The 25,527-nt window shown below is 52.4% G+C and carries 23 protein-coding genes; 12 read left to right on the top strand and 11 right to left on the bottom strand.

Translation table 11 applies throughout. From position 1 onward, the window contains the following. Nucleotides 1–197: 197 nt before the first annotated feature. Both Q31b_RS14795 and Q31b_RS14790 read right to left on the bottom strand, forming a co-directional pair. A complete protein-coding gene (locus Q31b_RS14795) occupies nt 198–1,070 on the bottom strand; it encodes an ABC transporter permease (RefSeq protein ID WP_146600498.1) in 873 nt (290 codons plus the stop codon). Nucleotides 1,071–1,116: 46 nt separating this feature from the next. Then, nucleotides 1,117–1,986: an ABC transporter permease gene (locus tag Q31b_RS14790; RefSeq protein WP_146600426.1), complete on the bottom strand. Its 870-nt coding sequence runs from the start codon at nt 1,984–1,986 to the stop codon at nt 1,117–1,119. Between the two features lie 152 nt (nt 1,987–2,138). Here Q31b_RS14790 and Q31b_RS14785 point away from each other — a divergent pair, with 152 nt between their 5' ends. Together Q31b_RS14785 and Q31b_RS14780 are read left to right on the top strand one after the other, a co-directional pair. Then, complete coding sequence (locus Q31b_RS14785; protein WP_231617583.1) at nt 2,139–3,248, top strand: alpha/beta hydrolase; 1,110 nt, start codon at nt 2,139–2,141, stop codon at nt 3,246–3,248. 200 nt (nt 3,249–3,448) lie between these two features. Continuing rightward, nucleotides 3,449–4,042 (top strand): fasciclin domain-containing protein, encoded by a 594-nt coding sequence (locus Q31b_RS14780; RefSeq protein WP_146600425.1) that lies wholly within the window; start codon nt 3,449–3,451, stop codon nt 4,040–4,042. Nucleotides 4,043–4,163: 121 nt separating this feature from the next. On the opposite strand, the gene Q31b_RS14775 is transcribed toward Q31b_RS14780, so the two are convergent. The 3 genes from Q31b_RS14775 to Q31b_RS14765 form a co-directional block, all read right to left on the bottom strand. Beyond that, nucleotides 4,164–6,479, bottom strand: coding sequence for a serine/threonine protein kinase (locus tag Q31b_RS14775; RefSeq protein WP_146600424.1), 2,316 nt, complete (start codon nt 6,477–6,479; stop codon nt 4,164–4,166). A 129-nt stretch (nt 6,480–6,608) separates the two neighbouring features. Next, a complete protein-coding gene (locus Q31b_RS14770) occupies nt 6,609–7,184 on the bottom strand; it encodes an RNA polymerase sigma factor (protein ID WP_197171555.1) in 576 nt (191 codons plus the stop codon). A 369-nt stretch (nt 7,185–7,553) separates the two neighbouring features. Then, entirely contained in the window at nt 7,554–8,696 is a 1,143-nt protein-coding gene (locus tag Q31b_RS14765; RefSeq protein WP_146600422.1) for an acyltransferase family protein, read from the bottom strand. Nucleotides 8,697–8,723: 27 nt separating this feature from the next. On the opposite strand from Q31b_RS14765, the gene Q31b_RS14760 reads away from it, so the two are divergent. Further along, nucleotides 8,724–8,939, top strand: coding sequence for a hypothetical protein (locus tag Q31b_RS14760; RefSeq protein ID WP_146600421.1), 216 nt, complete (start codon nt 8,724–8,726; stop codon nt 8,937–8,939). Between the two features lie 25 nt (nt 8,940–8,964). Here the strand turns inward: Q31b_RS14760 and Q31b_RS14755 are convergent, their stop codons facing one another. Both Q31b_RS14755 and Q31b_RS14750 read right to left on the bottom strand, forming a co-directional pair. After that, nucleotides 8,965–9,657 carry an NAD-dependent deacylase gene (locus tag Q31b_RS14755; protein WP_146600420.1) on the bottom strand — a complete coding sequence of 231 codons (693 nt, stop codon included), beginning with the start codon at nt 9,655–9,657 and terminating at the stop codon, nt 8,965–8,967. 13 nt (nt 9,658–9,670) lie between these two features. After that, nucleotides 9,671–10,711 (bottom strand): DUF6807 domain-containing protein, encoded by a 1,041-nt coding sequence (locus Q31b_RS14750; RefSeq protein WP_146600419.1) that lies wholly within the window; start codon nt 10,709–10,711, stop codon nt 9,671–9,673. Between the two features lie 501 nt (nt 10,712–11,212). Between Q31b_RS14750 and Q31b_RS14745 the strand changes: the two genes are divergently transcribed. After that, nucleotides 11,213–11,530, top strand: coding sequence for a hypothetical protein (locus Q31b_RS14745; protein ID WP_146600418.1), 318 nt, complete (start codon nt 11,213–11,215; stop codon nt 11,528–11,530). Between the two features lie 26 nt (nt 11,531–11,556). On the opposite strand, the gene Q31b_RS14740 is transcribed toward Q31b_RS14745, so the two are convergent. The 3 genes from Q31b_RS14740 to Q31b_RS28255 form a co-directional block, all read right to left on the bottom strand. Further along, on the bottom strand, nt 11,557–13,143 hold the full coding sequence (locus Q31b_RS14740) for a hypothetical protein (protein WP_146600417.1): 1,587 nt from the start codon (nt 13,141–13,143) through the stop codon (nt 11,557–11,559). Between the two features lie 262 nt (nt 13,144–13,405). Beyond that, a complete protein-coding gene (locus tag Q31b_RS14735) occupies nt 13,406–13,786 on the bottom strand; it encodes a hypothetical protein (protein WP_197171553.1) in 381 nt (126 codons plus the stop codon). Between the two features lie 67 nt (nt 13,787–13,853). Further along, a complete protein-coding gene (locus tag Q31b_RS28255) occupies nt 13,854–14,231 on the bottom strand; it encodes a hypothetical protein (RefSeq protein WP_197171551.1) in 378 nt (125 codons plus the stop codon). Between Q31b_RS28255 and Q31b_RS14730 the strand changes: the two genes are divergently transcribed. The 8 genes from Q31b_RS14730 to Q31b_RS14695 all read left to right on the top strand — a co-directional run bounded on the left by Q31b_RS14730 (nt 14,212) and on the right by Q31b_RS14695 (nt 24,472). Then, entirely contained in the window at nt 14,212–15,537 is a 1,326-nt protein-coding gene (locus tag Q31b_RS14730; RefSeq protein WP_197171549.1) for an adenylosuccinate synthase, read from the top strand. The genes Q31b_RS28255 and Q31b_RS14730 overlap by 20 nt on opposite strands. Before the next feature lie 22 nt (nt 15,538–15,559). Next, a complete protein-coding gene (gene uppS, locus Q31b_RS14725) occupies nt 15,560–16,273 on the top strand; it encodes a polyprenyl diphosphate synthase (protein WP_146600414.1) in 714 nt (237 codons plus the stop codon). Nucleotides 16,274–16,365: 92 nt separating this feature from the next. Then, the gene (locus Q31b_RS14720; RefSeq protein WP_146600413.1) at nt 16,366–17,376 is read left to right on the top strand and encodes a phosphatidate cytidylyltransferase; all 1,011 of its coding nucleotides are present in this window, start codon (nt 16,366–16,368) and stop codon (nt 17,374–17,376) included. A gap of 101 nt (nt 17,377–17,477) precedes the next feature. Then, complete coding sequence (locus Q31b_RS14715; RefSeq protein WP_146600412.1) at nt 17,478–18,431, top strand: PhoH family protein; 954 nt, start codon at nt 17,478–17,480, stop codon at nt 18,429–18,431. A 12-nt stretch (nt 18,432–18,443) separates the two neighbouring features. Beyond that, a complete protein-coding gene (locus tag Q31b_RS14710) occupies nt 18,444–20,837 on the top strand; it encodes an HD family phosphohydrolase (protein WP_146600411.1) in 2,394 nt (797 codons plus the stop codon). Continuing rightward, nucleotides 20,806–21,381: an rRNA maturation RNase YbeY gene (gene ybeY, locus Q31b_RS14705; RefSeq protein ID WP_197171546.1), complete on the top strand. Its 576-nt coding sequence runs from the start codon at nt 20,806–20,808 to the stop codon at nt 21,379–21,381. The genes Q31b_RS14710 and ybeY overlap by 32 nt, the downstream gene beginning before the upstream one ends. Then, nucleotides 21,378–22,667, top strand: coding sequence for a hemolysin family protein (locus Q31b_RS14700; protein ID WP_146600409.1), 1,290 nt, complete (start codon nt 21,378–21,380; stop codon nt 22,665–22,667). Before ybeY ends, Q31b_RS14700 begins: the two co-directional genes overlap by 4 nt. A 473-nt stretch (nt 22,668–23,140) precedes the next feature. Next, on the top strand, nt 23,141–24,472 hold the full coding sequence (locus Q31b_RS14695) for a citrate synthase (RefSeq protein ID WP_146600408.1): 1,332 nt from the start codon (nt 23,141–23,143) through the stop codon (nt 24,470–24,472). Between the two features lie 2 nt (nt 24,473–24,474). Here Q31b_RS14695 and Q31b_RS14690 read toward each other — a convergent pair whose 3' ends face one another. Continuing rightward, complete coding sequence (locus Q31b_RS14690; RefSeq protein WP_146600407.1) at nt 24,475–25,527, bottom strand: DUF1559 domain-containing protein; 1,053 nt, start codon at nt 25,525–25,527, stop codon at nt 24,475–24,477.

Below are 25,527 nucleotides of genomic sequence, written 5' to 3'. Positions count from 1 at the left end.
TAGTGGATCTTATTAAAGATCCTACGGCACAGGGATCTCTAACGATCTCTAACAACTCGTTTCATAGCTCCCCCCCCCTTGTAACGGGATCAATGCAGGCTCCCGCCTTGTTGTTGTTCTTCTTCTGTGTTCGTGAGGCGGGAGCCTCCCACCATCTCGCACCCAGACGGGAGCCTGGGAGCAAGGATTTACGCTCTTTACGAGCTAGCACTCCGATAGCTCAGCAACGCTTTTTTGAATACCATTCGGCTGAGCACTAAGCTTAGCACGGTCGCGATCAACGCCCATCCAACGAGCATCCATTCATAGTCGGTATGAGGATTGATCGGTTTTGCCAACAGACGTGCGGGAATGTTGACCACCAACAGAACGGGTATGACAAACGTAAAGAACCCGTAGAGCGATTGGCCCCAACCGCGATCGTAAATTTCCATTGGATAACGACTGAAGTTGGTAATGTAAAACCAAAAGTTGTAGAGTGTCTGGTTACGTCCTAACCAAATGCTGGTCGCGCTTAGCGAAATCATCAAGCTATACATAATTGCAACGCCACATAAGATAAAGAACAGATAGAGCATCACGGAGATAGCCGATGGAATCATCGGATCGACCTGCCGTGTCGCCAAGGAATAGAGCGCATACCCCAGAATCAGCAGACCGGCAACGAAATTCGACAGTGCACTCCAATCAATGCGGCGGAATGAAATCAAGAATTGGGTGTCGATCGGATTCAGTAGTGCGAAGTCCAAACCGCCAGTGCGGATCATCTCGCTAAATTCTTGAGCGTTTGGCATAAAGAAAGCTTGCACCAGAGCATTGATGAACCAAGTCGTTGCCAAGAAGATGAAAAATTTATCTTGATCCCAACCGGTGTCCTCTCCAATACTTCCCGTATACTGAAACAGGATCAAGTAAAAACCGACATTCATTGCGGTCCAACCGATACTGCTAAGGCACTGCAAGATAAAGTTCAGTCGAAACGTCATATCGCGAACCAAACTATTGCTGGCGAAAGTCAAAAAGACTTTTCCATAATTTGGGCCGACTCGCTTGATGTCTCGACGATCCATCTGACTCGCTTTCGCCTTTCGACTCATGTTGGAATTGCTCATGTTTTTAACCACCAAATCCGCTATAGCGTTTTACGCCTCGAGCATAACCGACTCGGCAAACCACGATGAAGAAAACCATCCATGCGGCTTGGATCGTCATTTCAAACGCTAACTGGTCCTCAGGGATCTTGCCCAAAAAAACGGCTGCGGGGAAATAGGCCAGATACTTAAAGGGCAATAGTTGCACAAATGTACCAAGGCTTTCGGGCAGTAGGGTTAAAGGAAACATATGACCCGATAAAAAGAACGAGAACAACATGAAAATAAACAATAGCGACGAGACTTCTAAGAACCAAAAACCGATCATCCCGATCGCTGCCTCAAAGAAAAAACCAATCAAGAAACTCATGATTAGCGATGCAATGAAAGCGACGAGCACGTGGGCGGGCGGCCAACCGCTGACAAAATAGTCGCGACACAAAAAGAAAACCAAAGCAAACGGCAAAACGGCGACTGCATAGAAGGCTAATTTGTGAGCAATGCGAGTGAGCAGCAAAAAACCAATCAGATCAATCGGCTGAATCAGATAACGTTTGATTTCGCCTTCGCGAATCTGTTGAGCGATCCCAGCCGCCAAGCCTGGCATACTCGAAAACGCTCGAGCGACCATCGTTAACAAGTAGTAGGCAACCATATCGGCGAAGCCGAAACCGCCAATCTCTGCCTTTGGGGCCAATCCGCCTGTTGAGTTTGCCGAAGCGTCAGCTGTGACAGAAGTGGCATCGATCGCATCGAATACGGCGTACCACAAGAATATCTGGGTAATAATGGGCAAAAAACGCATCAGGGTGCCGATGGCGAAATCACCTCGGTAAACCAATCGCTCTTCAAGAGCGGTTTGCAGAACGGTCCACCACGTCGATAAACGCCACATTATTCCTGTTCCATGCTTGCATGCACGTTCGTCGGATGGCCAAGTTGGAGAAGTCGTAGAGGTCACAGTAGGCTTTCGATCCTTGTCATTCGATTAAACAAATTATCATCCTAGCGTCGCATCGATACGCTACAATATGCCGACCGACAAAAATGGTCCGTACAGAGCCGTCGGAACCGAGTGCTTCCGCTAAATTTGATTTGGGGGTAGCCGATCTCGCCAGAGATACCATCGGCGCGGCGCAAGCCGTCCGAGGTTTGGCGATTTCCGCTTCCGCAAACTCCAAGCAACCCACCCACCCCATTTCCTGGCTACGAGCTCTCTTGATGATTTTGCAATTACCGATTCGTTCTCTTTCGCCATTGGTGCTGTGCCTGCTAATGACCAACCTACCCACTGATTTGGTTACCACTGCTTTTGCGGACGAACCCAATACATTGACTCAGCCGGTTTGGCCGTTGGGTGTTCCCGGAGCTCGCTTTACCCAAGAGGGTGACAACCCTCAACTGTACATCCGGCTTGCCAAATCCGATTCGCCGACTCCGATGGTCGTGGTCTTTCCGGGTGGAGGCTATTCCAGGCACGCGATGGACCACGAGGGGCACGAATTCGCGGCCTGGTTCGAATCGATGGGAATCAGTTCAGCGATCTGTACTTACCGACTGCGTGGCAATGGGAATGGGGGCGAAGGTTATGGGCATCCCGCTCCGATGCATGATGCCCAAAGAGCGATACAGACGCTACGCGCTCGTGCAAAAGAGTTTAATGTCAATCCAGAGCAAATCGGCGTGATTGGTTTTTCTGCGGGCGGACACTTGGCTGCTACCGCCTCAACCCACTTCGCACAAATCCGCGGTGATTCGGAAGACCCGATTGCGCGTGTTTCCTCTCGGCCCGACTTCAGTATTCTATGCTATGGCGTTCTATCGATGGGGACATCTTACACACATCGAGGTAGCCAAAAGAATCTGCTGGGAACCGAACCGGATCCCAGACTATTGGCGTCGCTAAACACGCCCGCTCAAGTAACTCGAGACACGCCACCCACGTTTCTGTTTCACACCGCTGCTGATAAGTCGGTCCCTGTCGAAAACAGCTTGCAGTACTACCGAGCTTGCGTGGAACATGGAGTCAGCGCCGAGATGCACTTGTTCAACGAAGGAGGCCATGGCTTGGGGATGGCGCACAGCGTCGCAGGGACTTCGCAGTGGCCCGAGCTTTGTAGAGCATGGTTAATGCGGATCACCGAGGCAAACGACTAGCGAGCAAAAGCGAAGAGTGACTCGTTTCAAATTTTTTTTCTATTGCCGCTTGACGATGCTCTAACATCCAAGCACTGAAGAGATTCGAACTGTTTGCCGGCAGCAAGTTTTCGATTCTCTCTTCCAGACAACTTCTGGATAATGTTTCTAACACACAATGCTTGTTACAAAAAGCTTGTTACAAAAAAAGAGATCCAAAGATGAAAAGTTTATTTTGTTTTTTCGCTGCAACCGCCGTTACAATCGCCGCACCTTTCGTTGTCACCGCTGGCGAGTCTTGCTCAGGTTCGACGACATGCCAAGCCTCAGCAACTTGCTCCGAAACGGCGACAGCGTCCGTAGCAACCTTGGTAGCTACCGAAGTATCGACCAAAGATCAATCGATCGTCGAAGTGGCTGCAGGCAACGAAGCTTTCAGCACATTGGTCGCCGCCGTCAAGGCAGCTGGCCTAGTTGAGACACTGAGTGGCGAAGGCCCGTTCACCGTTTTAGCTCCAACAAACGATGCCTTCGCGAAACTGCCAAAGGGCACCGTGGAAGACTTGCTCAAGCCAGAAAACAAGGACAAGTTGGTCGCAATCTTGACCTACCATGTCATCCCAGCCAAGGCGATGGCGGCTGACGTTGTTAAGCTTGATGAAGCCAAAACAGTGCAAGGTCAAATGGTCAAGATTGAAGCAGGCAGCGAAGGCGTCAAGGTCAACAACGCAAAAGTTGTCAAGACCGACATCGAATGCAAGAATGGTGTGATTCACGTGATCGACACCGTCTTGCTACCACCAACCGCAAAGTAACCTGCAAAAATATACGAGTTGGTTTCTAACAACAATCCTGATCTCACTTGTGTTGAGATCAGGATTTTTTCATGCGTGAAATGGCTAACGCCCAAATCGCTATCGATACCGCGATGTCCAGCTAGAACATCCCACCGCCTTGTAAGTGCGCGGGGGTGGCGGGTTGCGGTTGCGGGAACGATTCGGCTGCAATTCGTTCTTGCGTACGCTGGAGGTTCGCTTCGATACTGTTCCGCAACGCTTCGGTTAGTTTGAACGGATCACCGAAAGGGTCTCCGCCCATGCCTCCTCCGTCGCTCGTGACGCGGACTGCATCGATAGCAAGGTTGTTTAGGATCCAACCCCAAATATCGGGTCGAGTCGAATGTTCAGTTACGATTGGCATCGCCTCGATCCAAAAAGATTCGTTTTCAGTAAATAGACGTTTGACCTGATTTGATCCGTACATGACCGCCATACCTCCACCAGCAACAAACGGCAAATGCAAGAGCAAAGCGTCGGATGCTTCCTTCGGCTTTGCTCTCAGCACCTCAAGGTAGGTCTTGTTTCCCAGTTCTCGATAGCCCGGGTCCATCGAAGTGGCGATTGCGGCATGTAAAGTCATCGGCAGCTCGATTCCCAGTTCATTTGCAGCCATAAATTGCGGGATACTCATCGATGCGGTTGCAAATCCGCTTTTGCCAGTCGACCAACGCACTTCTAGCTGTTTACTCACGCTGACCTCGGAGCCGGCTGCTAAAATTTGCTCGATATCTTCGTGTAACCCTGGCTCTTCCTCGAGCGGTGCGTCGAGTGCTATCGCAAGTAATAGCGAAATGCCTTTTGCGTTTGACCGACCCATTTCATCCTTCAGCTTTCCACTGTGAAGCAAATCTTTAAGCTCTCGGTGAAGTTCGGTCGCTGGTCGCCGATTGTCCGGTTCGTTTGCCCACGTCGACAGCTTTGAGAAATGTGCCGATCCCCCATTGAATGAATTTAGTAAGAACAAAGACGCAGCCCAGCTATTTTCATTTCCCTCGTCGAGCTCACGCGTGATCGCTTCAATCCCGGGTTGCGGCATCAAAAACTCGACGTTCTGCTCGATCAATTGACTCATGAACCGTTCGGATGGGTTGCCTTCGCCGACAGCACGCCAGCCACCGAAACGGCGGGCGGCGATGAGGATCGATTGGGCTTCTGCTGCATCCTGAGCATCAGCCAACATGGCGATCGCCGTCATGGCATCGCCTAGCGTATCGACGTCACGTTCGACCAGCATCAAGTTGGCCCAATCTTTCAGCGGTCTGCCCTTAAACAGTTTCTCTGGCGCGGCGGGCGTGACTTCTTTGACCGATTCTGATTCCAGTGTCGGGTTTGCGTCCGCTTGCGCGTCTGGGTTCGGAACCGCTTCTTCGATCGCTACGTTGATGTTCGGATCCGTCGTTTCAATACGTACGGTGCGATCACCCATTTGAATGATGATAATGATTGCCATTAGCCCGAACAAAGCACCGGCGGCAGCGACCCATTTCCAACCACGTCGATTCGGAGGCGGCGGTAGCGATGGCTGGGCGAGCGGTTGCCATGACGGCACCGCCGAGTTCGTGTTCGTTCGCGAGACTCGCATCGCTTTGGCTACCAACGGCTTGACTTTTCCATCGGTTGCCATCGCGTCGAGTCGCTGTGCAACCTCGTCCGCATGTTGAGGGCGATCCGCCGGATCTTGGCTCAGCAGTTGGCGTACAAGATCGGCCATTTGTCGCGGAATCTCTGGTGCAATCGCGCGAATATCTACTGGCGGCTTGGACGTTTTTTCAATCACCAAGGGGCCGATGCCACGATCGGTCACGTGAGGCGTTCGCCCAGAAAGGACTTGAAACAGCGTGGCTCCAACCGAGTACACGTCGGCCCGCGCATCGATCGTCGGACCGTCCGACAGTTGTTCGGGCGCGGCAAACGCCAACGTTCCAATCACATGGCCAACGGTGGTCAAACGCAGATCGGTCATCGATTCCTGTTGATCAAATACCAAGCCCAAGTCGAGTAGCTTTACCGATCCGTCTCGTGTCAGCATGATATTGGAAGGTTTGATATCACGATGAACGAGACCCGCTTGATGGACGCACGCCAAGGCATGGCAGACATCTCGCATGATCGAGGCAGCGACTGCGGCGTCGATGATGCCGACTCGCTCGATGATCTCCGCCAAGTTGAGTCCATCGAGATACTCCATGACCAAGTAATGCCAACCATCGGCGTCGCCGGCATCGGTGGCGGTCACGATTCCCACGTGCGAAAGCCGAGCGACCGCCTGCATCTCTCGTTCGAAACGTCCCCGCCACGAAGCGTCAAAGCCATGATGGCGCGGCAGCAATTTGATCGCAACCTGCTTTTGCAGTCGATCGTGACGCGCCAAGTAGACTGCCCCCATACCACCTCGACCGAGTGGACGAATCAAACGGTACGGTCCAAGTCGTCGTCGGACAAATGGGTAGCGATCATGCTCTCAATCCTGTCTAGGTGTGGATGGATTCTATCCTCGTTCACCTAGTCCTTCGTAAGGCATTGGACACTCGTTTCAATAAAATTAGGTTTCGTCCAGCAAACCAGCCAATTCCGATCGCAAACGCTGTAGGATTCTGGCTCTTGCTTTATAGACGCTCCATCGATTCATACCCAGCGTTTCGGCCACCTCGTCCGGTTGGCGGCCTTCAACCACGGTCGCCCAGAAAGCTTGCCAAGTCTTTGAGTCAAAACGATCCCGATAGATTGCGACCGCACGGACGAGCACGGTTTGTTGGTCGGTTGCCACGTCGGTAGGCGGGGTGGCTGCAGGGACGTGGTGGATTTGCGATCCTGCGGGCCGTTCGTTTGGGCGTCGCCGTAGGGTGTCCGCGATCCGCCGCCGCGTGATCGTCCAAAGCCAACCGCGAAACTTTGAACCCTGACGAGCAGGATCGAACCCGCCCAAATCCTTCGAGACCGACATCAAGACATCTTGAGTGACATCGGCGGCGTCACTGCTTTGCATCCCCGATCGACGTACCCAGTGGTAAACAAGCGGCCCGTAGAGATGGACGAAACGGTGCCAAGCATCAGGGTCGCCGCCTCTCGCTGCAGCCAATAGCGAAGGGGACGTCGATGGTTCGACCGTACGTGGCACGACTGAGGCTCCGGAAACGTGGAAAGAAATGCAATTGTGAGCGTGATCTAACATAACACAGATATGCTCAAGAGTTGGAATCCAGGCTTTTGCCTTCGCGATCGACACCGCTTTTTGATCCTGGAAGGATCGCAAATCACTCCAACGATAGAAAATTGATGCTGATTCAATCCATCCTTTCGATTCAGCAGCAGTGGCAAGCGATTCGGTTTTGAACGCAACCAATTTGTCGTGAGGATTTTGGGGATTTCGCGTCTCGGAGAGACGCGGCTACTGGGGACTTCGCGTCTCGGGGATACGCGGGTACTGGGGATTTCGTGTCTCGGGGATACGCGGGTACTGGGGATTTCGCGTCTCGGAGAGACGCGGCTACTGTTTTGGAATCAGACCTAGTTCGACAGAATGAGTCGATGCCGTTGGTTGACTTCGGTACCGACTCCACCTCGCTCGCAAAAACTTCGTGATCGGTTGTTCGATTCGATTGGTTACGATGATCGCTACCGAGAACGAGAACGCAATCGCAATCCCCAAGGAAATATTGGGAGCGATGCCTGCTTGATTGAATCGATACATCACCACACAACCAAGATTGTTGTGACATAGATACAAGGCATACGAAATCGTGCTGATGTATAGCAGCGGCTTGAAGCGAAGTATCGGAAGCTTTCCATAAGCACAAGCGGTGACAAGTGAGATGATGAGTAGGGTCGCCAACGGGTTATGCTTGCCATGATCGATGCTGTGAAAAACAAAGGACGCGAAGGCAATCCCTAAAATGTTCTGCCATTTTTTGCCTGTCCCCGTTTTAATCATGTATAACAAAAAGCCAATCGCAAACAGCGGAACAAAATCGAGTAGGAGCAGCAATCGAAGACTGGTCGCCATTTGGAACCAAGCGGTGCTGTCATGATTTGTAGCCATCGAATCAAGTGTTGGGCAAACCAGCAAAGAAAGTATCGTCAAAATACCCCAGCCCCAAAAATATCGACGCAATGCACCGATGCGAAACAGTACGACCAACGTCACGTAAAACATCATCTCTATCTGCAATGTCCACATCACGGGATCGATACACTCGTAACCGAAAACCTTCGGCATCAACGTGAGGTTCGCCAAAAATTGCCCTGTCGACATTGGCGTGGAGGCGAGCGGTGTCTGCTGAGTGATCCATAGATTGGCTACGATGACAAGCAAGAAGACCGGAATGATGCGAATCAGCCGTGCGGCGACGAAATCGGTCGGCTTGCCGCGACGAAGCAGTGACATGCTGTTGACGAAGCCGCTGAGTATGAAAAACAACTCAACTCCATATGCCCCAAATGGCCATTCCCAACCGAGAGCGAACGAACCAGCGTTTTGGAGGGCACCGAATTTCATGTCATAGACATGGGTCAAATGGAACAAGACCAAATTGATTGCCGCGAGCGCCCGTAGCACATCGAGTTCGAGTATCCGCGAATGCGGCTTGTCGATTTGGTTCGGATCCATTGCCGGACGGTTGGGGCTTGTCATAGACGAATCGAGAGAAGGGGTGGATAAATGAGACAATCGGTGTGCACCTACCCGTATAAGAATGACTTCCGAACCGTGGAAACGCCAGAAAAACAGATTCCAACAACAACGGAAAGACCGGAATTGGAATGGTTGAAAACCGAAGAAACGGTTTATTTCGATTGTATGCGACAGATTGCCACACCGCGAAACTCGCTTTGTCCCGTAGCGAAAGTCGCCAATACTCTCGGCGAGTCGCGATGACTTCGGAACGCCTGACGAGATTCAACTACCTCAAGGACGCCAGGAATTTTGGGACTTCGACCGAAGCTTTGCCTCGAATGGATTGGTCGAACATGGGCGAGCGAGGTGTCGCATCCAGATTGATTTCGATGCGTCGGCACGATGCCTGCGTCCACTCAACGATCGCGGCGGCCGGGTAGACGACTGCGGAAGTGCCAATGGCGATAAACAGATCGGCCTCGGCAGCGGCTTCGTGAATTTCGTCGAGCCCCAACGGCATTTCGCCAAACCAAACGACATGAGGCCGAAGCCGTCCAACCGAATCTGGGTTCCCAGGATGCACCGTCGACCGATTCAGGTCATCTGTCCAATCGAATATGGCACCCGAATCGATACAGCGAGCTTTCAACAACTCGCCGTGCATCGCAACGATGCGTTGGCTGCCCGCTCGGCGGTGCAGGTTGTCAATGTTTTGGGTGACGAGCAGGAATTCGTCCTGGTGCTGATGTTCGAACTCGGCGAGAGCAAAATGGGCCGGATTCGGCTCAATCGATGGATGCTGAAGTTGTCTTCGGCGCTCGTTGTAAAAATGATGGACCAAATCTGGATCACGTTGAAAAGCCTCAGGAGTCGCAACGTCCTCAAGACGATGCCCTTCCCACAAACCGTTCGCATCACGAAAGGTCGGGATACCCGACTCGGCTGAAATTCCTGCACCAGTTAACGTGAGAATCTTCATTCGTTTCGATCCCCTAATTTGATCTCGAATACGCTTCGAACTCGCTAATCGTTTGTTCGCGGTCAAAGGCCCCTGTATAAAATACCGTCTGGCATCGGATCATGATCGAGTCGCCGGATTTGACCGTGAACCCTTCTGTCTTCTTGCCGCCGGTAAAATGATACCGACCGAATGGGTTCGCGGCAAATAATCCATAATTTCGAACATGCCAATAGCAAGGTGCTGCGAAACTCGATGGATGATAATGAATCGTAATGCCAGAGAGTTTCCCGTCGACGGGCCCGTTGTAATCTACCCAGTTCGATCGCTTACCCCATGCCTCGGCATCGTGAAGTCCCTCTGCGTTGGTGATTTTTCCTCCAAGACCAGCGTCGACTTTCATCGTTGACGGCACTCGGATTCCAAAGCTGCCTTCCTTGGTGTCGCCAAAGTGAACATCACCGTCCGTCGCCATTAATACAAGGTTGCATTCAATGATTCGTTTGCCGTTATTCGTAAAGAATCGAAATTCTCGTTCATCGCTAAGCAATCGCTTGCCACTTGGGTCGACCCAATCGTTTCCCGTTTTGATGACTGCAGTGTCCCCATCGTCTTGGATACTAGCAGTACCCGATGTTTGCACGATATGTCCACAATGGTTGTCGTCCATCCAAAAGTCGACGCCATTCACCTCACCATGCGTGAACCAAAACGACCGTTGGTGGTCGTGGTCATCCGACTCACCATCCATATCGTCTTGCATTGGAAAATGCCGAGTCATGGATTGTTCGTCAGGTCCGATTATCGGATAGATGATCGGTTTACCGCCGCTGTCGGCCAGATAAACGGCAAACAAGTCATCGTTGATGAAGACCTCCCATCGACAGGTCGCTTGTTTGGGTCCCTGCTCGGGTCCCTGTTCGTTGCTGCTCGATTCGTCCAGGCCAACTGAGCTCACGCTCATTGGCCCCGATGCAATACCAAGCTTTGGTTGTACCCCATGGACCGCCGTTGCAATCGTCAGAATTGTAAGCGAGAACCTCGACAACAAAAAAGATTTTTGGATGGTGCTCATGGTGACAATTGTTGTTGCACTGCTTTTCGAACCTACTTGCGGAAGCAAGCGATTGATCTGCAAATTAAGACTCCACCGAAAAATCCGTGGGTTGATTCATCAACCCCAAGTACCGAAGGGTTGGTTTTTCAGGCATCGCAGGCAAAAGAAATGTCTTTCGGTGCATCGCCAATCTGACGTTCAAAATTAAATCTCGGCAAAACAAGCCGTTTCACCGAGGCCAAGCGAGACATTTTTCTTGCCCTGCCATGCCTCAGAAATAACTTCCGCAACTTTTCTTTTAACCCACGAATTCTTCTGAAGAGCCCAAATTATACACGAATTGCATAACGGCTCGGAGGGGATCGAATGAATCCTTGACGAATTTGCCCGTAGCGAAAGTCGCCAAGGCTTTTGTCCCGCACCGTGTCTCTGCAGGATGCATTTTGACTCTGCGTCTCGGAGAGACGCAGCTACTATGAAATACGATTCTGCGTCTCGGAGAGACGCAGCTACTATGAAATGCGATTCTGCGTCTCGGAGAGACGCAGCTACTATGAAATGCGATTCTGCGTCTCGGAGAGACGCGGCTACTATGAAATACGATTCTGCGTCTCGGAGAGACGCAGCTACTATGAAATGCGACTCTGCGGCTTGGAGAGACGCGGCTACTATGAAATACGATTCTGCGGCTTGGAGAGACGCGGCTACTATGAAATACGATTCTGCGTCTCGGAGAGACGCAGCTACTATGAAATGCGATTCTGCGGCTTGGAGAGACGCGGCTACTATGAAATACGATTCTGCGGCTTGGAGAGACGCGGCTACTATGAAATATGATTCTGCGTCTCGGAGAGACGCAGCTACTATGGATTAAGTGAATACCAACCCGATGAGTCTCGCGTTTTGCGGCTTGTTGCCGGTCGGGTTTCGGAGTATCCCGACGTTTGTATCACCTGTTGGCGATAAGCGTTTTGTCGCGGCAGTGCGGCTTCGCGAACAGGAATGTGTGAGATCATTTGGTCGCGCGACGATGAACCGCTGGATTGGTTAGCACCGCTTGGAAGTTGTGGTGCAACAGAGTGGGTTGAAGGGGATTCTGCAAAGGGTGATGCATTGGGATTGTCGGAACTTTGATTGAAATTTAACGATTCCCGCTTGAATGGGGATTGATAGTTTGGCGGCGCCTGGATCGGACTTAGACTCGAATAATTGGAATCCGATTTCGGTTGTGGTCCATAAGCCGAAACCATGCGATCCGATCCATTCGCCGATAGTGTTGATGACGCCGAGCTTGACGAGCCAAATACGTTCGAATCCGCTGGGTTTTGCAACTGCCACGATGGTGGTGCCATCGATGGAGCCGAAATACTTGGTGGCGTCAACACTGGGCGAGCTGACTCGAGCCGCGGTTGTTCAAGCGGAGCGGAATCGTTGGGCTGAGAGTAATTTGGTTGTTGACCATACGCCGGGGACCCGGTCAAAGGAGCCGTATTGGGTGTGGCGTAATTCTGGCTCTGAAACGGATTTGAACCTGGGTACGCATTGCTCGATGGGATCGGCACAACCGAGCGATCATTTGGTCCCACCACGGCACCGACTTGGCCTACCGGACCATAGGAACCCTGCGATGGATTAGGATTTGCTTGGTAGGTTTGCGGAATGGGCGTCGTTGGTGGTGTCGCCCCCAAGCTGCTATAAGGCGTTCGCTGAATCTGGTCGACATAAGAGGAGCAAGCTTGTTGAGTCGTTACGGTCGTTCCACTAATGGGGTCGACTGTGTTCACGGGACGGTAGTAGGTAACCGGCGCTTGATAATAACTGGTTTGGTAATTGGTCCCAAACAGCGAACCGAAGAAACGGGCCAAGCCGCCAGCAGGTCTTTGAGGTGCAACTTGATACAGCGGAGCCATTGAGGTAGCGGGAACTGCCGTCATCGGCAAACCGGTGACCGACGTGTTCGTGACGGGTGCGCTAGTGACGGGTGCGCTAGTGACGGGCGTGTTCGTGACGGGCGTGTAGGCGGACGAGTACTGCGAAGCACTCGTCTGCGTTGGGTAGGAGTTACCACCGTTGTAGAACGACGTTGTCGGAGCCGTGATCGGCTGGAGTGTTTGCTGAGGAGCAACTGGCAACGTTCCACGGTAGTTTGCTTGAGACGCCACTGGCATCCCTGTATAAACCGAAGGGTTGTTCAAATAGACAGGCGGCTGAGCGGGATAATAGATACCACTGATTTGGTAACGCGACGTCACGGGTGTTGGAGCGTACCCAGCTGCATAGGGTGCGTTGACCACTGGCACGTTGGTAACGGTTACCGGAGCGTATCCAGCGGTGTAAACGGGGGTGCGTCCAAACAGCCAATCCGTTAAACAGCACGCCGATGCACTGGCCGCCGGCAAATTGGAGGCGGCGATTACGAGTGCAGCGATTAAGTGGCGGCGTGTCGACATCCATCATTCCCGTACAAAATTGAAACACGAGGCAAATGCAGACACGTTGCCTGGCAAAATCTCTCGCTATCGAAAAAAAAGTCTTCCGGTTCCATTGAACGTTTTAGAAGCCCAAAGGTCAATCTTTCTGGAGCCGACTTCCGCAAGATGTCAAGCTTTTTCACTCGGCAACTGACGAATAAACGGATTAAACAGAATTTAAGCTGAACGGGGGTGACAGTTAGTTGCATCGCGAGTTTCACGACTGAAAGCGTGCATTGATTCACACGTGCCAGCGGCGAGATTCAGAGGCTTCACGCCAAAATGCATTCAGGCTGAGGAGCAAGAAGACCAAGCATAGAAGTGCAGCGGCAGCGACGATCCGCAGCCCGATCAGATTGATAGCCATGCCGTGCAATGATCGGATTACCGTAAAGAAGGCGTTGCCGCCTCCGGCAAGCATGCCAATGGTCGAAATCAAAGCGGCAGCCTGCATCGAATGCCGCCGTCGATGAGGATTGAGCCCCACCACGCCACAAAACAAGATCGGGATACCGAGCATCATTGGAAAGAACTGCGACGGCATTTTTTGCATCGAAACGATGAGTCCCGCCAGCGTAATCGCACAAAGCAGCAAACCAAAAACGATCGCGATCCGTGACATGTGTGTTTCAATCGGCAGACAAGGGTTACCCGAACGCGTTTTCCGCGAAACGCTATATCGCGGGATTTTAGCCCGCCCACTTCCATGCGGCGAGGGGTAGGCGAGGGGTAATCGAACCATCAAAGTTCAAAAAGGGAGTGCCTCCGAATGCCGAGCCCGACTCGATTCCGCCCCACTCACCTAAGCTATTCGCTTCAAAAGAGTTAACAAAATCTTTCTGGATCGAAAGACAAAAGCCAGCATCGCCTTCAATTCGCGAGCAAAAAAGGACCAATGACAAAGGATAGCATGTCCACTTCAACACGTCCTTGCCAATTCGATCATGAATGCTTACGCTTTTCGGTTTGCGCTGGAGACTTGCTTCGGCGTGGCGGCATGTGTTGTGCCAGTTTTCAATCCCCCAAGCGATTTTGGGAGTTTCTTCGGTGTCGGGTACTTGTGTCATTGGTTTACAATGGGGTGACGAAGCGAAAGGTAAGTTGGTCGACTTACTAGCCCCTCAATTTGATTATGTCGTTCGCTACCAAGGAGGCGCCAACGCGGGCCACACCGTGGTCGCTGGCTCTGAAACCTACAAATTGCATCATATCCCCAGCGGTATTCTGCATCCTCATGTCAAAAACATGATCACTCCGGGCGTGGTTATCAATCCGACCACGCTGATTGCTGAAATTGACGGTCTGGCTCCTCGCGGCGTGAACTGTGCCGAGAACATGCTCATCAGCGAGCGTGCTCATTTGGTCATGCCTTGGCATATTGCCGAAGATCGCCAAACGAATGCAACCGAAGTGCGTGGCGAATCGATTGGAACGACCAATCGCGGGATCGGACCGTGCTACCGCGACAAGGTGGGCCGCACCCATGCGATTCGGATGACCGATTTACTGCAACCCGAGCGAGATGAACGCATCCGAACGGTCGCGGAGCAGAAAACAAAAATCTTGCGAAGTCTGGGCGTACCCGAAGAGGAGCTGCAGCAAATTGCACCGGATGTGGTTGTTCCACTGGCTGCCTCTTGGGCAAAGCGTTTGTCAGCGATGATCGGCGACACAACGGAGATCCTGCTCGATGCAGCAGAGGCGGACAAAAAGTTATTGTTCGAAGGAGCTCAAGGAGCGCTGCTCGATATCGACCATGGCACGTATCCATTTGTGACCAGCAGTAACAGCAGCGGTGTAGGGATCTGTGCCGGATCGGGGATCCCGCCAAAATGGATCGATCATGTCTTGGGGGTTTGCAAAGCCTACAGCACTCGCGTTGGTGGCGGTCCGTTTGTGACTGAATTAGAGGATGCGGTCGGCGACCAGATTCGAAAACTTGGCAACGAGTATGGTACGACGACGGGTCGTCCGCGTCGTTGTGGATGGTTTGACGCGGTTGCCGTTCGCTACACCGCACGTCTCAGTGGCGTGACTCGTTTGGCATTGATGATGATGGACGTCCTTGCTCATCTTGATGAACTAAAGGTCTGTGTCGCGTATGAATTGGATGGCCAACGCATTACACGGTTCCCTGGCCATGCCGACCAACTCCGACGATGCAAACCGATCTATGAAACGATCGAGGGTTGGAAGGAACCCGTCGATGATGTGCGAAGCGTCGATGATTTTCCTGAAGGTGCACTTGCCTATGTTCGCAGGATTGAAGAATTGGTGGGGGTCCCCGTTGGTGTATTGTCGGTTGGACCGGACCGAGCACAAACGATCTTCACAGACGCCTCCTCCGTCCTAAAACTGCAACCGGTCGCTTAGGGTATTGCAAGGTAAGTTTGTTATGGCCGATCTTCCGAAGCATATTGCGATCATCATGGATGGCAATGGTCGCTGGGCAGAAGCACAAGGATTGCCTCGAATCGAAGGCCATCGTCGGGGCGTCGACTCGGTGCGGATGGTAAGCGAAATGGCCTCAGAACTGGGCATCGAAGCGATCACGCTTTACTGCTTGTCGAGTGAAAACTGGAAACGTCCGCAGCCTGAGTTGGACTTTCTAATGCATTTACTCGAGCAGTACTTGGTTGAAGAGCGTCGTTTGATTATGGAGCAAGGCCTGCGTTTGAAGGTCATTGGGCGACGAGACCGTTTGCCCGAATCCGTCATCACAGAGATGGACAAAACGCTGCAGATGTCGGCCGAGAATCAAGGCACCGCTCTTGTGTTAGCAATCGATTATGGTGGTCGCGATGAGATCACCAAAGTCGTCCGCGAATTGGCTCGAGAAGTCGCCGACGGCAAGTTGGCTGAAGAGAAGATCGATGAAGAATTGGTCTCGAGTCGGCTCTATACAGCAGGACTTCCCGAAGTCGATTTGATGATACGCACCGGTGGCGATTTTCGTGTCAGCAACTTTCTGCTGTGGCAATTGAGCTATGCTGAACTGTGGGTGACCGAGTCATGTTGGCCAGACTTCAAACGGGAATTGTTTTTATCGGCGATAGACGACTACGCGACTCGGCAACGTCGCTTCGGCGGATTGAGCGTCAATCAATAATGCTCGGTTCCCATTGAGAATTGAACTTGGCTGAAGGGGACTCGGTAACCCGTCCACCACCTTAAGCGACAATTTACGGAGAGAACCAAGCTTTGTTAGCCGACCGTTTAAAAACATCGATTGCATTGATTGCAGTCATCTGTTTGCTGCTCTACCTCGATGTCACTCGGTCTCGAGCGGGGCTGGAGGGACTTTGGCTCGTCCCGATTCTCCTGTTCTTTGCCATCGGCACGGCTTGGGATTTAGCGGGGCTGGTCATGGCGAGCGGAAGGTACCTGTCGCGTTCGACCGTCCTAATCTCAACCACCATTGTGACGCTATCGCCAATCGTCCCGCTAATGTGGCCGCTGTTTCATTCGAGTTATCCTGCAAACGCCACGTTCGGAATGTTCGGCGCGATGGTCGTCGGAGCGGTGGTAGCCGTCATGTTAACGGTTGGGCGAGAAATGTTTCTCTATGGCAAACCTGGCACACGCTCTGAAGTCACAAGTTCCGAAGCCGCATTGAAAGCGGATGTCGGCGTCGTCACCGGACGCATGGCATCGACTGTTTTCATCGCGATTTACGTTGGTCTACCGATGGCGATGCTGTTTTCGCTTCGCAGTCTAGGCAGCGGAAACTGGGGTGTCGCAGCATTGTTAACCATGGTTTTGGTCACAAAGTCAGCCGATGCGGGTGCCTACTTTGTTGGCCGAGCGATAGGAAAGCACAAACTGATTTCTCGGCTCAGTCCGGGAAAGACCGTCGAAGGAGCGATTGGTGGTATCGTAAGTAGTACGATCGTTGCTTTCGTTTGTTTGAAATGGCTTTTTCCAATATTTTTGGGAGTTGAAATGGAGGCTGTTTCGGGTAGCAATGTGAACCTAGCCGCCGCTGGAATGCCTCCTGTCTTGGGTGCCCTGATCCTTGGCCCGATACTTGCGGTCTCCGGAATGGTAGGCGATTTGGCGGAATCATTGGTGAAACGCGATAATGCCGCCAAGGATAGCGGTAATTTGCTGCCGGGCCTTGGAGGCGTTTGGGATGTCACGGATTCTTTAATCTCTGCGATCATGCCAGCGTTTCTATGCTTTTCAGCGGGTGTTGCAGGGCCTATCGTTTAGTGTTTGCTAAATCACGCCTGTGATTAGAATTGACCGAGACTTGACAGGAAACTCTTTTCGGTAAAGCAAGCGATGGAAAGAATACAAACAAAGGTTTTTGAATGACCGAAGCGACATTGGCGATTGCTAATGCGGACGAAATCTTGGCTCTTTTTGGGCCTCGCGACCAACATTTGCGAAAGCTAAAACGGCTGTTCGATGTCAGCATCACGCAGCGTGATGGTCAAATCCGAATCGCGGGCGAAGAGGAGCGTGTTCAGAACGCAACGCGGACATTGGAGCGAATGCGGCAAATTTCTCGAAAAAAAGGCGGATTGAGCAGCGATGACGTCGATGGAGCGGCCTCCGAGCATGGCGGAGTCATCGATGGTGCGGCGCCCCGCGTCAAAGCGGAAGCGATTGATATCCAGCATGCAGGGCGACAAATCAAGCCTCGTACGCCGGGGCAGGCGGTTTACGTCGACACGATCCGGCAATACGACTTGACCTTCGCTGCGGGCCCAGCCGGTTGTGGAAAAACCTACTTGGCGGTCGCGATGGCAGTCGAAGCGTTGCGGGCTGGTTTGGTTCGCAAAATCGTGCTCGTGCGGCCTGCCGTGGAAGCGGGCGAAAGCCTGGGCTTCCTCCCTGGGGATCTACGTGCAAAACTAAACCCTTATCTGCGTCCCTTGATGGATGCACTCGGCGAGATGATTGACTATGATCAATCGCGTGCCTTGATGGAACAGGACGTCATTGAAGTCATCCCACTTGCCTACATGCGTGGTAGGACGCTTAACGATGCGTTCATTATTTTAGACGAAGCTCAAAACACGACCGTTGCACAAATGAAAATGTTTTTAACCCGAATGGGCGAGCAGAGTAAAATGGTCGTTAGCGGCGACACCTCACAGCAAGATTTGCCCAAAGGCATTACCAGCGGTCTAAGCGATGCGATGCGTCGGCTAGGCAAAATAGAAGGGATCGGGTCGGTGCGGCTGCGCGAGACCGATATCGTTCGTCACAAATTAGTCCAAAGGATCGTCAATGCGTATGATACTCATCCACATGAGTAGCATATCAAAGCGATGAGCACGTCAACGAAAAAACGAACCCGCCAAGAACGCATCGAATCGCTTGGAATCCCCAAACCGCGATTCGTCCAGTGGTGGCAGCGGAGTGACAAGTCCGATTTCTTGCTGCGAATCGCGATGGCGGTGGCGGCTGCCGTTTTGATGTTGGTGCTTTGCCAAGCTTGGCAGTTGCCATTTGCCTATCGCAAGGGGAGCATTTTGAAACGCGACTTGATCACACGAGTCACGTTTCAGGTTCCCGATGAATTTGAGACCGACGCACTGCGCCGCCAAAAGCGGCGTGAAGAACCGGTGTTGTATCGCAATCGCACCAAACCGCTCGACCAATTGAGAGCGATTCTAAAAGACCAGCTCTTCTTGACTCTCGGTGCTCAATCCTACGAACAGATGAACGACGATGAACGCAAAGCGTTCGAGGAGTTTCTCCGCAGCAAAGAGCAAGCCGTCGCGGACGATGAGATGGAGGAAACCGATAGCGTCAAGGTCGCTCCAGAGCAACAGTTTGCAATTCTAAAATCGGTCTTGGCCACCGATCCTGAGCTGATCAAGGTCGACGAAGCGGTCGCGATGGCGATGAAGCCGATCTATGACCATGGCCTGCTGCGGTCGATGCAGCATAAACCGGATCAGGGGAACCAGCGGATTATCATGGTCTACCCGGCGGGATTGCCGGACGAAGCCGTGCCAGTCGAAGCAAGCAAGGTGCGGATTGCCCAAGCGAGCAGTGAATTTCAAAGTCTTTTGCAAGAGTACTTTCGGTCTCGCTTTGATTTGGACCAGGATCAAGTGGCCGCGCGGATGATCGGCCAATGGTTTGTCAACCGATTGCCCGAATACGAAACGCTTCAATACGACGACGAATTGAGTGAGCAAGCACGCTTGGCCGCCGCTGCACGAGTCGAACCGGTGATGACAACCTATTATGCTGGCGATTCGAAACTGGCCACCGCTGGCGAGCCGCTGACGGGCAAAGAGATTGCTTTGCTGAGAATGGAAGAGCGAGAATTTGCCAGCCGGATGGGATGGCGAGACAAGTTGGCTCGCTTTACCGCCTATGGAGGAATGATGTGCGCCCTCTATCTTCTTTGTGGTTCGTACATCTTCTTTGTTGAAGATCGATCGCTGCTACTCGATCGTGCAAAGTTTGCCAAGATGTTGGTTTTGATCGTGGCCACGGTCGTCCTTTGCTACTACGCCGCTCGCGATGAGTGGCGTAGCGAGCTGATCCCGTTGGTATTGGCGTCGACGGTTGCTGCAGTCGTTTACGGGCGAGAGTTGGCGTTATTGTTGATGGCAGCGGTTTGTTTGAGTGTCACCTTGTTTTTAGGCGCGTCGATATCGGAATTGGTGATGTTGTTGGCCGCCAGTACCAGCTGTATGTTGTTGTTGGGACGCATTCGCACTCGCACTCATTTGCTATATGTCGGAGCCATCTCAGCCGCGATCACGGCGATTACCGTTGTCGGTGTCGGCGTCGTCACCGCGGAAACGTTATCGAACGTCGACGAGGCAGCGGAATCGACACCATTTTACAATGGGCCCTATTTTGGATCGGTGGTCGGAGGGCTATGCCGCGAAGCGCTTTGGGCAGGGTTCTGTATCCTGGTGTCGGCTGCGTCGATGACCGGATTGCTGCCACTCGTGGAGAAAGCTTTCGGCGTGCAAACCGATTTAAGTCTATTGGAACTTGGCGATGCAAGCCATCCGCTACTAAGGCGTCTGGCTCAACGTGCACCGGGGACCTACAACCACTCGATCAACGTCGCGTCGATTGCGGAGGCAGCAGCCGATGCGATTGGTGCCAACGGCCTGCTCGTTCGGGTGGGCGCGTATTTCCATGACATTGGAAAAATGTTCAAACCGGACTATTTCATCGAGAACCAAAGCTCCGGAATCAATCAACACGATTCGCTTCAGCCTGCAATGAGCACGCTCGTGATTATCGCTCATGTCAAGGATGGTGCCGACCTTGCTAGAAGTCATCATTTGCCGCAGTCGATCATTGACTTCATCATGCAGCATCATGGAACGACATTGGTCGAGTACTTTTACCGTGAAGCGGCTCGGCGTAGTGAAGAAGATCCCAATGGCGATACCGTTAGCGACAAAGACTTTCGATACCCTGGACCAAAACCGCAAACGCTCGAAGCGGCGGTCATGATGTTGGCCGATACGGTCGAGAGTGCCTCGCGTACGTTGGTCGACCCAACGCCTTCACGGATTCAAGGTTTGGTTGACGCGATTGCTCAAAAGAAGATGGCCGATGGCCAATTCGATGAATGTGGACTAACGTTTCGCCAACTCGACCGTATCCGAGCGAGTCTAGTCAAATCCCTTACCGCGATCTATCACGCACGTGTCAAATATCCTGGACAACAATCCGCATAGAAACGATCGATTGTCGATCGAGATCATTGCCGACGCCCCCTTACCCGAGTTACATTGGTACGATTCCATTCAACGTGCTGCCGCTGCGGCACTCGATTATCGTGGCTTCGCATTCGGTGAAGTGGGAATCCGCATCACCAATGACAACGAGATACGTTTGATCAATCGAGTACACCTTGGACACGACTATGAAACCGACGTGATTAGTTTTGGCTACTTTGCGGATGCACCAAGAATCGAAGGTGAATTGGCCGTTAGCTTGGAGACGGCACAACGAGCTGCCGAGGAATTGGCGTGGCCAGCCGAGCATGAGCTGCTTCTTTATGTCGTCCATGGAACCTTGCATTTGACAGGAATGGATGACCAAGCTCCGCAAGGTCGCCGTTCGATGCGAGCTGCCGAAATCGGTGTCATGCGAAAGCTGGGCATCGAAATGACGGACGCGGTTGGTCCCGACGCTGTCGACGCCCACGCAGGTGAATCGAATTCACATGAGCCGGACTCGGGGCAAGCGACGACGGATCGGTCTGAGGTGAAAAAGTGACCGACTGGGTTTTTTGGTGGATTTTGTCAGCAACCGGTTTTGCCATCAGCAGTATAGGTGGCCTTGGTGGCGAATTGCTCGATCGGTTTGCAGGCCGATCACTCGAAGCTTATTGCCGGCTCAACAAGAATCGCGATCGATTCGGTGCGGTCATCGATCATCAAGATGCTGCGATCCGCGGTAGCGAGTATTTGCGGATGATTGGCACAACGCTATTTCTAATCGCCGGCACGGCTGGCCTGTTTGCAAACGACGGCGACCCGAATGCCAGTCAACTTGCCACTTGGGCATTTGGCGCAGGCATTTCGATGATGCTGATTCATGTCTGGTTTCCTGCCGCAGTCACCCGCTTCGCATCGACGCAGGTGCTTTACCACACCTGGCCATTTTGGCACGGACTGTCGGTGCTGATGCACCCGTTGTCGGCACCCGGTGAGCTTGTTGAGATCATTACGCGTCGATTGGCTGGGAAGCAAGAGCATGAAGACGAAGATCAAGAGCAACTCGAGGATGAAATTCGCACGATCGTTACGGCGGGCGAACGTGAAGGATATTTCGGTCCGGGGGTTCGTGAAATGATCCAAGGAGTGATGACCCTTCATGAAGATACAGTCGGCCACATCATGACGCCTCGCGGTGACGTCGACGCGTTGGATGTGTCCTGGAGCTGGGAACAGATCCTCGAAACGATTGTCGAGGCAGGCCGAACTCGGTTGCCCGTCTACGAGGGAACGCTCGACAACGTGGTCGGCATTTTGTACGTAAAGGATCTACTTCCGTATCTGCAGAAGGATGGCGAACCGGATAAACCCATTTCAAAAATCATGCGTCGCAGTTGGATCGTTCCGGTTGATCGGTCGGTCGAAATCTTGCTTCGCGAATTTCTTCATAGCCGCAGTCACATGGCGATTGTCCTCGATGAGTTTCAACAAACCACGGGCGTCGTTACCATCGAAGATGCACTCGAGGAAATTGTCGGCGAGATCGTCGACGAATCGGATGAGGACGAAGAGATCGGTCTGCAAGTAATTGATGACGATACGGTCGAAGTCGATGGTCGATTGATGATTGACGACTTGAACGATCTGGTCGGTTGGGATTTGCCAGAGAGCGACGATTACGAAACGATTGCGGGTTATGTATTGTTTCACACAGGCGCGATTCCCGAGGCGGGACATCGTTTGACACTTGGTGAATCCGAAATTGAAATTTTGAAAGCCAGTAATCGAAAAATCGATTCGATGCGTATTCGCCGACAAAAAAACAAGGACCAAAGAGTCGGTTGATCGAGTTCTAGGTTTTGGCTTTTGTGGGTGGCGTCATGACTTTCATCCGGCATCCTTTTCGCGTACACAAGGTTGAGCCTTTTCGGGTACCCTCAATTTTGGACTGGCAAAGCGAGTGGTGTGATTGTCGGTTTGTGGACACAACACTACACTAGGTGGCCTAGCCAGTAGGCTCCGTCTGAAAACCCTTGTACACCTTGTACAGCGGTACTACCGTCGCAAAAGTCATGGAGACTTTCTGTTTTTCCGGCAAGGCTCCCGGCGGCCGAAAGTCTCGACGACTTCCGCTACCTTTCAGACAGTGCCACGCGAGCAACCGTGCCACGCAAGTTACCGTGCCACGCAAGTTACCGTGCCGCGGAGCAACAAGTTACCGTGCCACACGCGAGTTACCGTGCCACACGCGAGTAACCGTGCCACGCGAGTAAGTAACAGAGTCTGATTATCCATTAACCGATCGAACCGGAATCATCATGAAAAACGCCTTGTCTATTGCCGCCAAATTAGAGGTTGAATCCAAGGGTAACGCGAAACTCGTCTTCGAAGACCAAGAATTGGCGATGCCGGTTGTTGAAGGGAGCGAGGGCGAACGCGGGATCGATATCAGTCAACTAAGAGCAAAAACCAAACTGATTACGCTCGATGAAGGATTTGTAAATACGGGAAGCACCCGCAGTGCGATCACTTTTTTAGATGGTGAAAAAGGAATTCTGCGATATCGCGGTTATCCGATCGAGCAATTGGCAGCCAACTGTGATTTTATTGAAACCGCTTTTCTATTGATCTACGGCGAATTGCCGACACGGCACGAAGCAGCATCGTTTCGCGCCGGGATACGCGATCATACGATGATCCATGAGGACATGAAGAGCTTTTACAATGGGTTTCCACATCACGCCCACCCGATGTCGATCCTCAGTAGCGTCGTCGGTGCGCTGGCGATGTTTTACCAAGATTCGCTCGATCCAAACGATCCGAAGCAAGTTGAAATTTCTCTCTATCGACTCCTGGCGAAACTGCCAACGATTGCAGCCTACAGTTACAAAAAATCGGTGGGGCAACCGTTCATGTATCCAGACAATAATTTGACCTATTGTGAGAACTTTTTGCACATGATGTTCGCAACGCCTACCTGCGAATACGAAGTCGATCCTGATTTTGCCGAGGCGTTGAGGTTGCTGTTGATCGTTCACGCCGATCACGAGCAAAATTGCAGCACCTCGACCGTCCGCATGGTCGGCAGTAGTAACACCAACCTATTCGCTGCAATTTCCGCTGGCATTAGCGCGCTTTGGGGACCACTTCATGGCGGAGCGAATGAAGCTTGCGTCAACATGCTCGATCAAATTGTCCAAGATGGTGGAAATGTCAAAAAGTATATTGAACGAGCGAAAGACAAAGATGACGACTACCGATTGATGGGGTTCGGGCACCGCGTGTACAAGAACTTTGATCCAAGGGCAACAATCATCAAAGCAAGTTGCGATAAGTTGCTCGAAAAATTAAACCTTGATGATCCCTTGTTCGAAGTCGCCCAAGAGCTAGCCGATGTGGCACTCCGCGACGACTACTTTATCGAAAAGAAGTTATACCCGAACGTCGATTTCTATTCAGGCGTTATTTACCGAGCACTGGGGATTCCCGTCCAGATGTTTACGGTCTTGTTCGCGATTGGACGATTGCCCGGTTGGATCTCGCATTGGATCGAGATGCACAACAATGAGGCGACGCGAATCAATCGTCCTCGCCAAATCTATACGGGTTCTACCGAGCGGCAATTCGTTCCGATCGAAAAACGGGGCTAGAGTTAAAACGAGGCATCGACCACCTCGCGACCGGCCCGGGACCCGATCGCTTGACGAATTGGCTCATCGAGACTCTCGCTTAGAAAGCGAACCGAACCATCGCAAAACGCGGTGTGGACTCCGCCGGCATGATAGCTGCCCGCAGAAATCTCCAATTGTTCGTTGTTTGCCTGCTGCAGATTGATCCCCCAATGAAGCGATAGCAGGGCCTCGGAAAAATCGTCTCCTTTGCCTTTGCCTTTACCAAAATTGGGATGATAGAGTGCAAAGTGGCTGCAAGTGTTACAGCGAACGTCATCAATAAAACGTGTTTCCGCCACCATTACCGTTTGGCTCAGCCCATCCAAAATCCCAGAAAACGGTATCGCTCGAGGCCAAGGCAATGCGGGCGGCGCATCGGGCGGGTCGGTGGGATGACGCTCAAATTGACCGACACGTAAAACGCCATTGCCTGCTTCCATTCCGATTGCCAGCGGCGGAGACGCCGGTACCAGTGGCGAATACTTGTCTCGCGTGACGTCGCTTCCCGAGTTTCCCAAATAGCTGTTCATCGCCCGTGCGACCGCGCCGCCGCCGATCGCTAAGTTATTGTCGTCACTCAGGTACATCGGCCCTGGCTCGGTCGGGCATCGATACATCGGAATCAGCGTCGTCGCCAACTCGACCAAACGTTCGCGATCCTCTAAAGTCAACTTCGCGTTGGTCGCAGGCGGCACCATTTCCCAGGCAGCGGTTTGTTCGGCGAAAGGCAAAATGTCGGTCGTCCAACTATATCCATGCCCACCTTTTGCACCCCAGGGCAGCGTTCGGTATGCCGATTCGTAGTTGTGCATCGCCAGTGCGATCTGCTTCAAATTGTTTTGGCACTGGACTCGCCGCGCCGCCTCGCGAGCAGCCTGAACCGCAGGGAGTAACAGTGCTACCAAGATACCGATAATCGCAATAACGACCAACAACTCGACCAAGGTAAAGGCGAGCCGACATGGGCGCAGCGGCAAGCGGTTCACTTGAGATTGTTTCTTGTGTTGGCTGGTTCGATTCTGTGCGTGATGCAT

It is taken from the genome of Novipirellula aureliae, from assembly GCF_007860185.1.
Taxonomy (GTDB): Bacteria; Planctomycetota; Planctomycetia; order Pirellulales; family Pirellulaceae; genus Novipirellula_A; species Novipirellula_A aureliae.
This window is presented reverse-complemented; position numbering and strand designations above follow the sequence as displayed.

Coding starts and splice junctions, on each gene's coding strand:
- Q31b_RS14755 (WP_146600420.1), bottom strand. CDS start 9,657: ATGAAGATTCTCACGTTAACTGGTGCAGGAATTTCAGCCGAGTCGGGT.
- Q31b_RS14785 (WP_231617583.1), top strand. CDS start 2,139: ATGGTCCGTACAGAGCCGTCGGAACCGAGTGCTTCCGCTAAATTTGAT.
- Q31b_RS14795 (WP_146600498.1), bottom strand. CDS start 1,070: ATGGATCGTCGAGACATCAAGCGAGTCGGCCCAAATTATGGAAAAGTC.
- uppS (WP_146600414.1), top strand. CDS start 15,560: ATGGCCGATCTTCCGAAGCATATTGCGATCATCATGGATGGCAATGGT.
- Q31b_RS14710 (WP_146600411.1), top strand. CDS start 18,444: ATGAGCACGTCAACGAAAAAACGAACCCGCCAAGAACGCATCGAATCG.
- Q31b_RS14735 (WP_197171553.1), bottom strand. CDS start 13,786: ATGTCACGGATCGCGATCGTTTTTGGTTTGCTGCTTTGTGCGATTACG.
- Q31b_RS14695 (WP_146600408.1), top strand. CDS start 23,141: ATGAAAAACGCCTTGTCTATTGCCGCCAAATTAGAGGTTGAATCCAAG.
- Q31b_RS14750 (WP_146600419.1), bottom strand. CDS start 10,711: ATGAGCACCATCCAAAAATCTTTTTTGTTGTCGAGGTTCTCGCTTACA.
- Q31b_RS14790 (WP_146600426.1), bottom strand. CDS start 1,986: ATGTGGCGTTTATCGACGTGGTGGACCGTTCTGCAAACCGCTCTTGAA.
- Q31b_RS28255 (WP_197171551.1), bottom strand. CDS start 14,231: ATGACACAAGTACCCGACACCGAAGAAACTCCCAAAATCGCTTGGGGG.
- Q31b_RS14765 (WP_146600422.1), bottom strand. CDS start 8,696: ATGACAAGCCCCAACCGTCCGGCAATGGATCCGAACCAAATCGACAAG.
- Q31b_RS14780 (WP_146600425.1), top strand. CDS start 3,449: ATGAAAAGTTTATTTTGTTTTTTCGCTGCAACCGCCGTTACAATCGCC.
- Q31b_RS14760 (WP_146600421.1), top strand. CDS start 8,724: ATGAGACAATCGGTGTGCACCTACCCGTATAAGAATGACTTCCGAACC.
- Q31b_RS14745 (WP_146600418.1), top strand. CDS start 11,213: ATGCGATTCTGCGTCTCGGAGAGACGCAGCTACTATGAAATGCGATTC.
- Q31b_RS14740 (WP_146600417.1), bottom strand. CDS start 13,143: ATGTCGACACGCCGCCACTTAATCGCTGCACTCGTAATCGCCGCCTCC.
- Q31b_RS14690 (WP_146600407.1), bottom strand. CDS start 25,527: ATGCATCACGCACAGAATCGAACCAGCCAACACAAGAAACAATCTCAA.
- Q31b_RS14715 (WP_146600412.1), top strand. CDS start 17,478: ATGACCGAAGCGACATTGGCGATTGCTAATGCGGACGAAATCTTGGCT.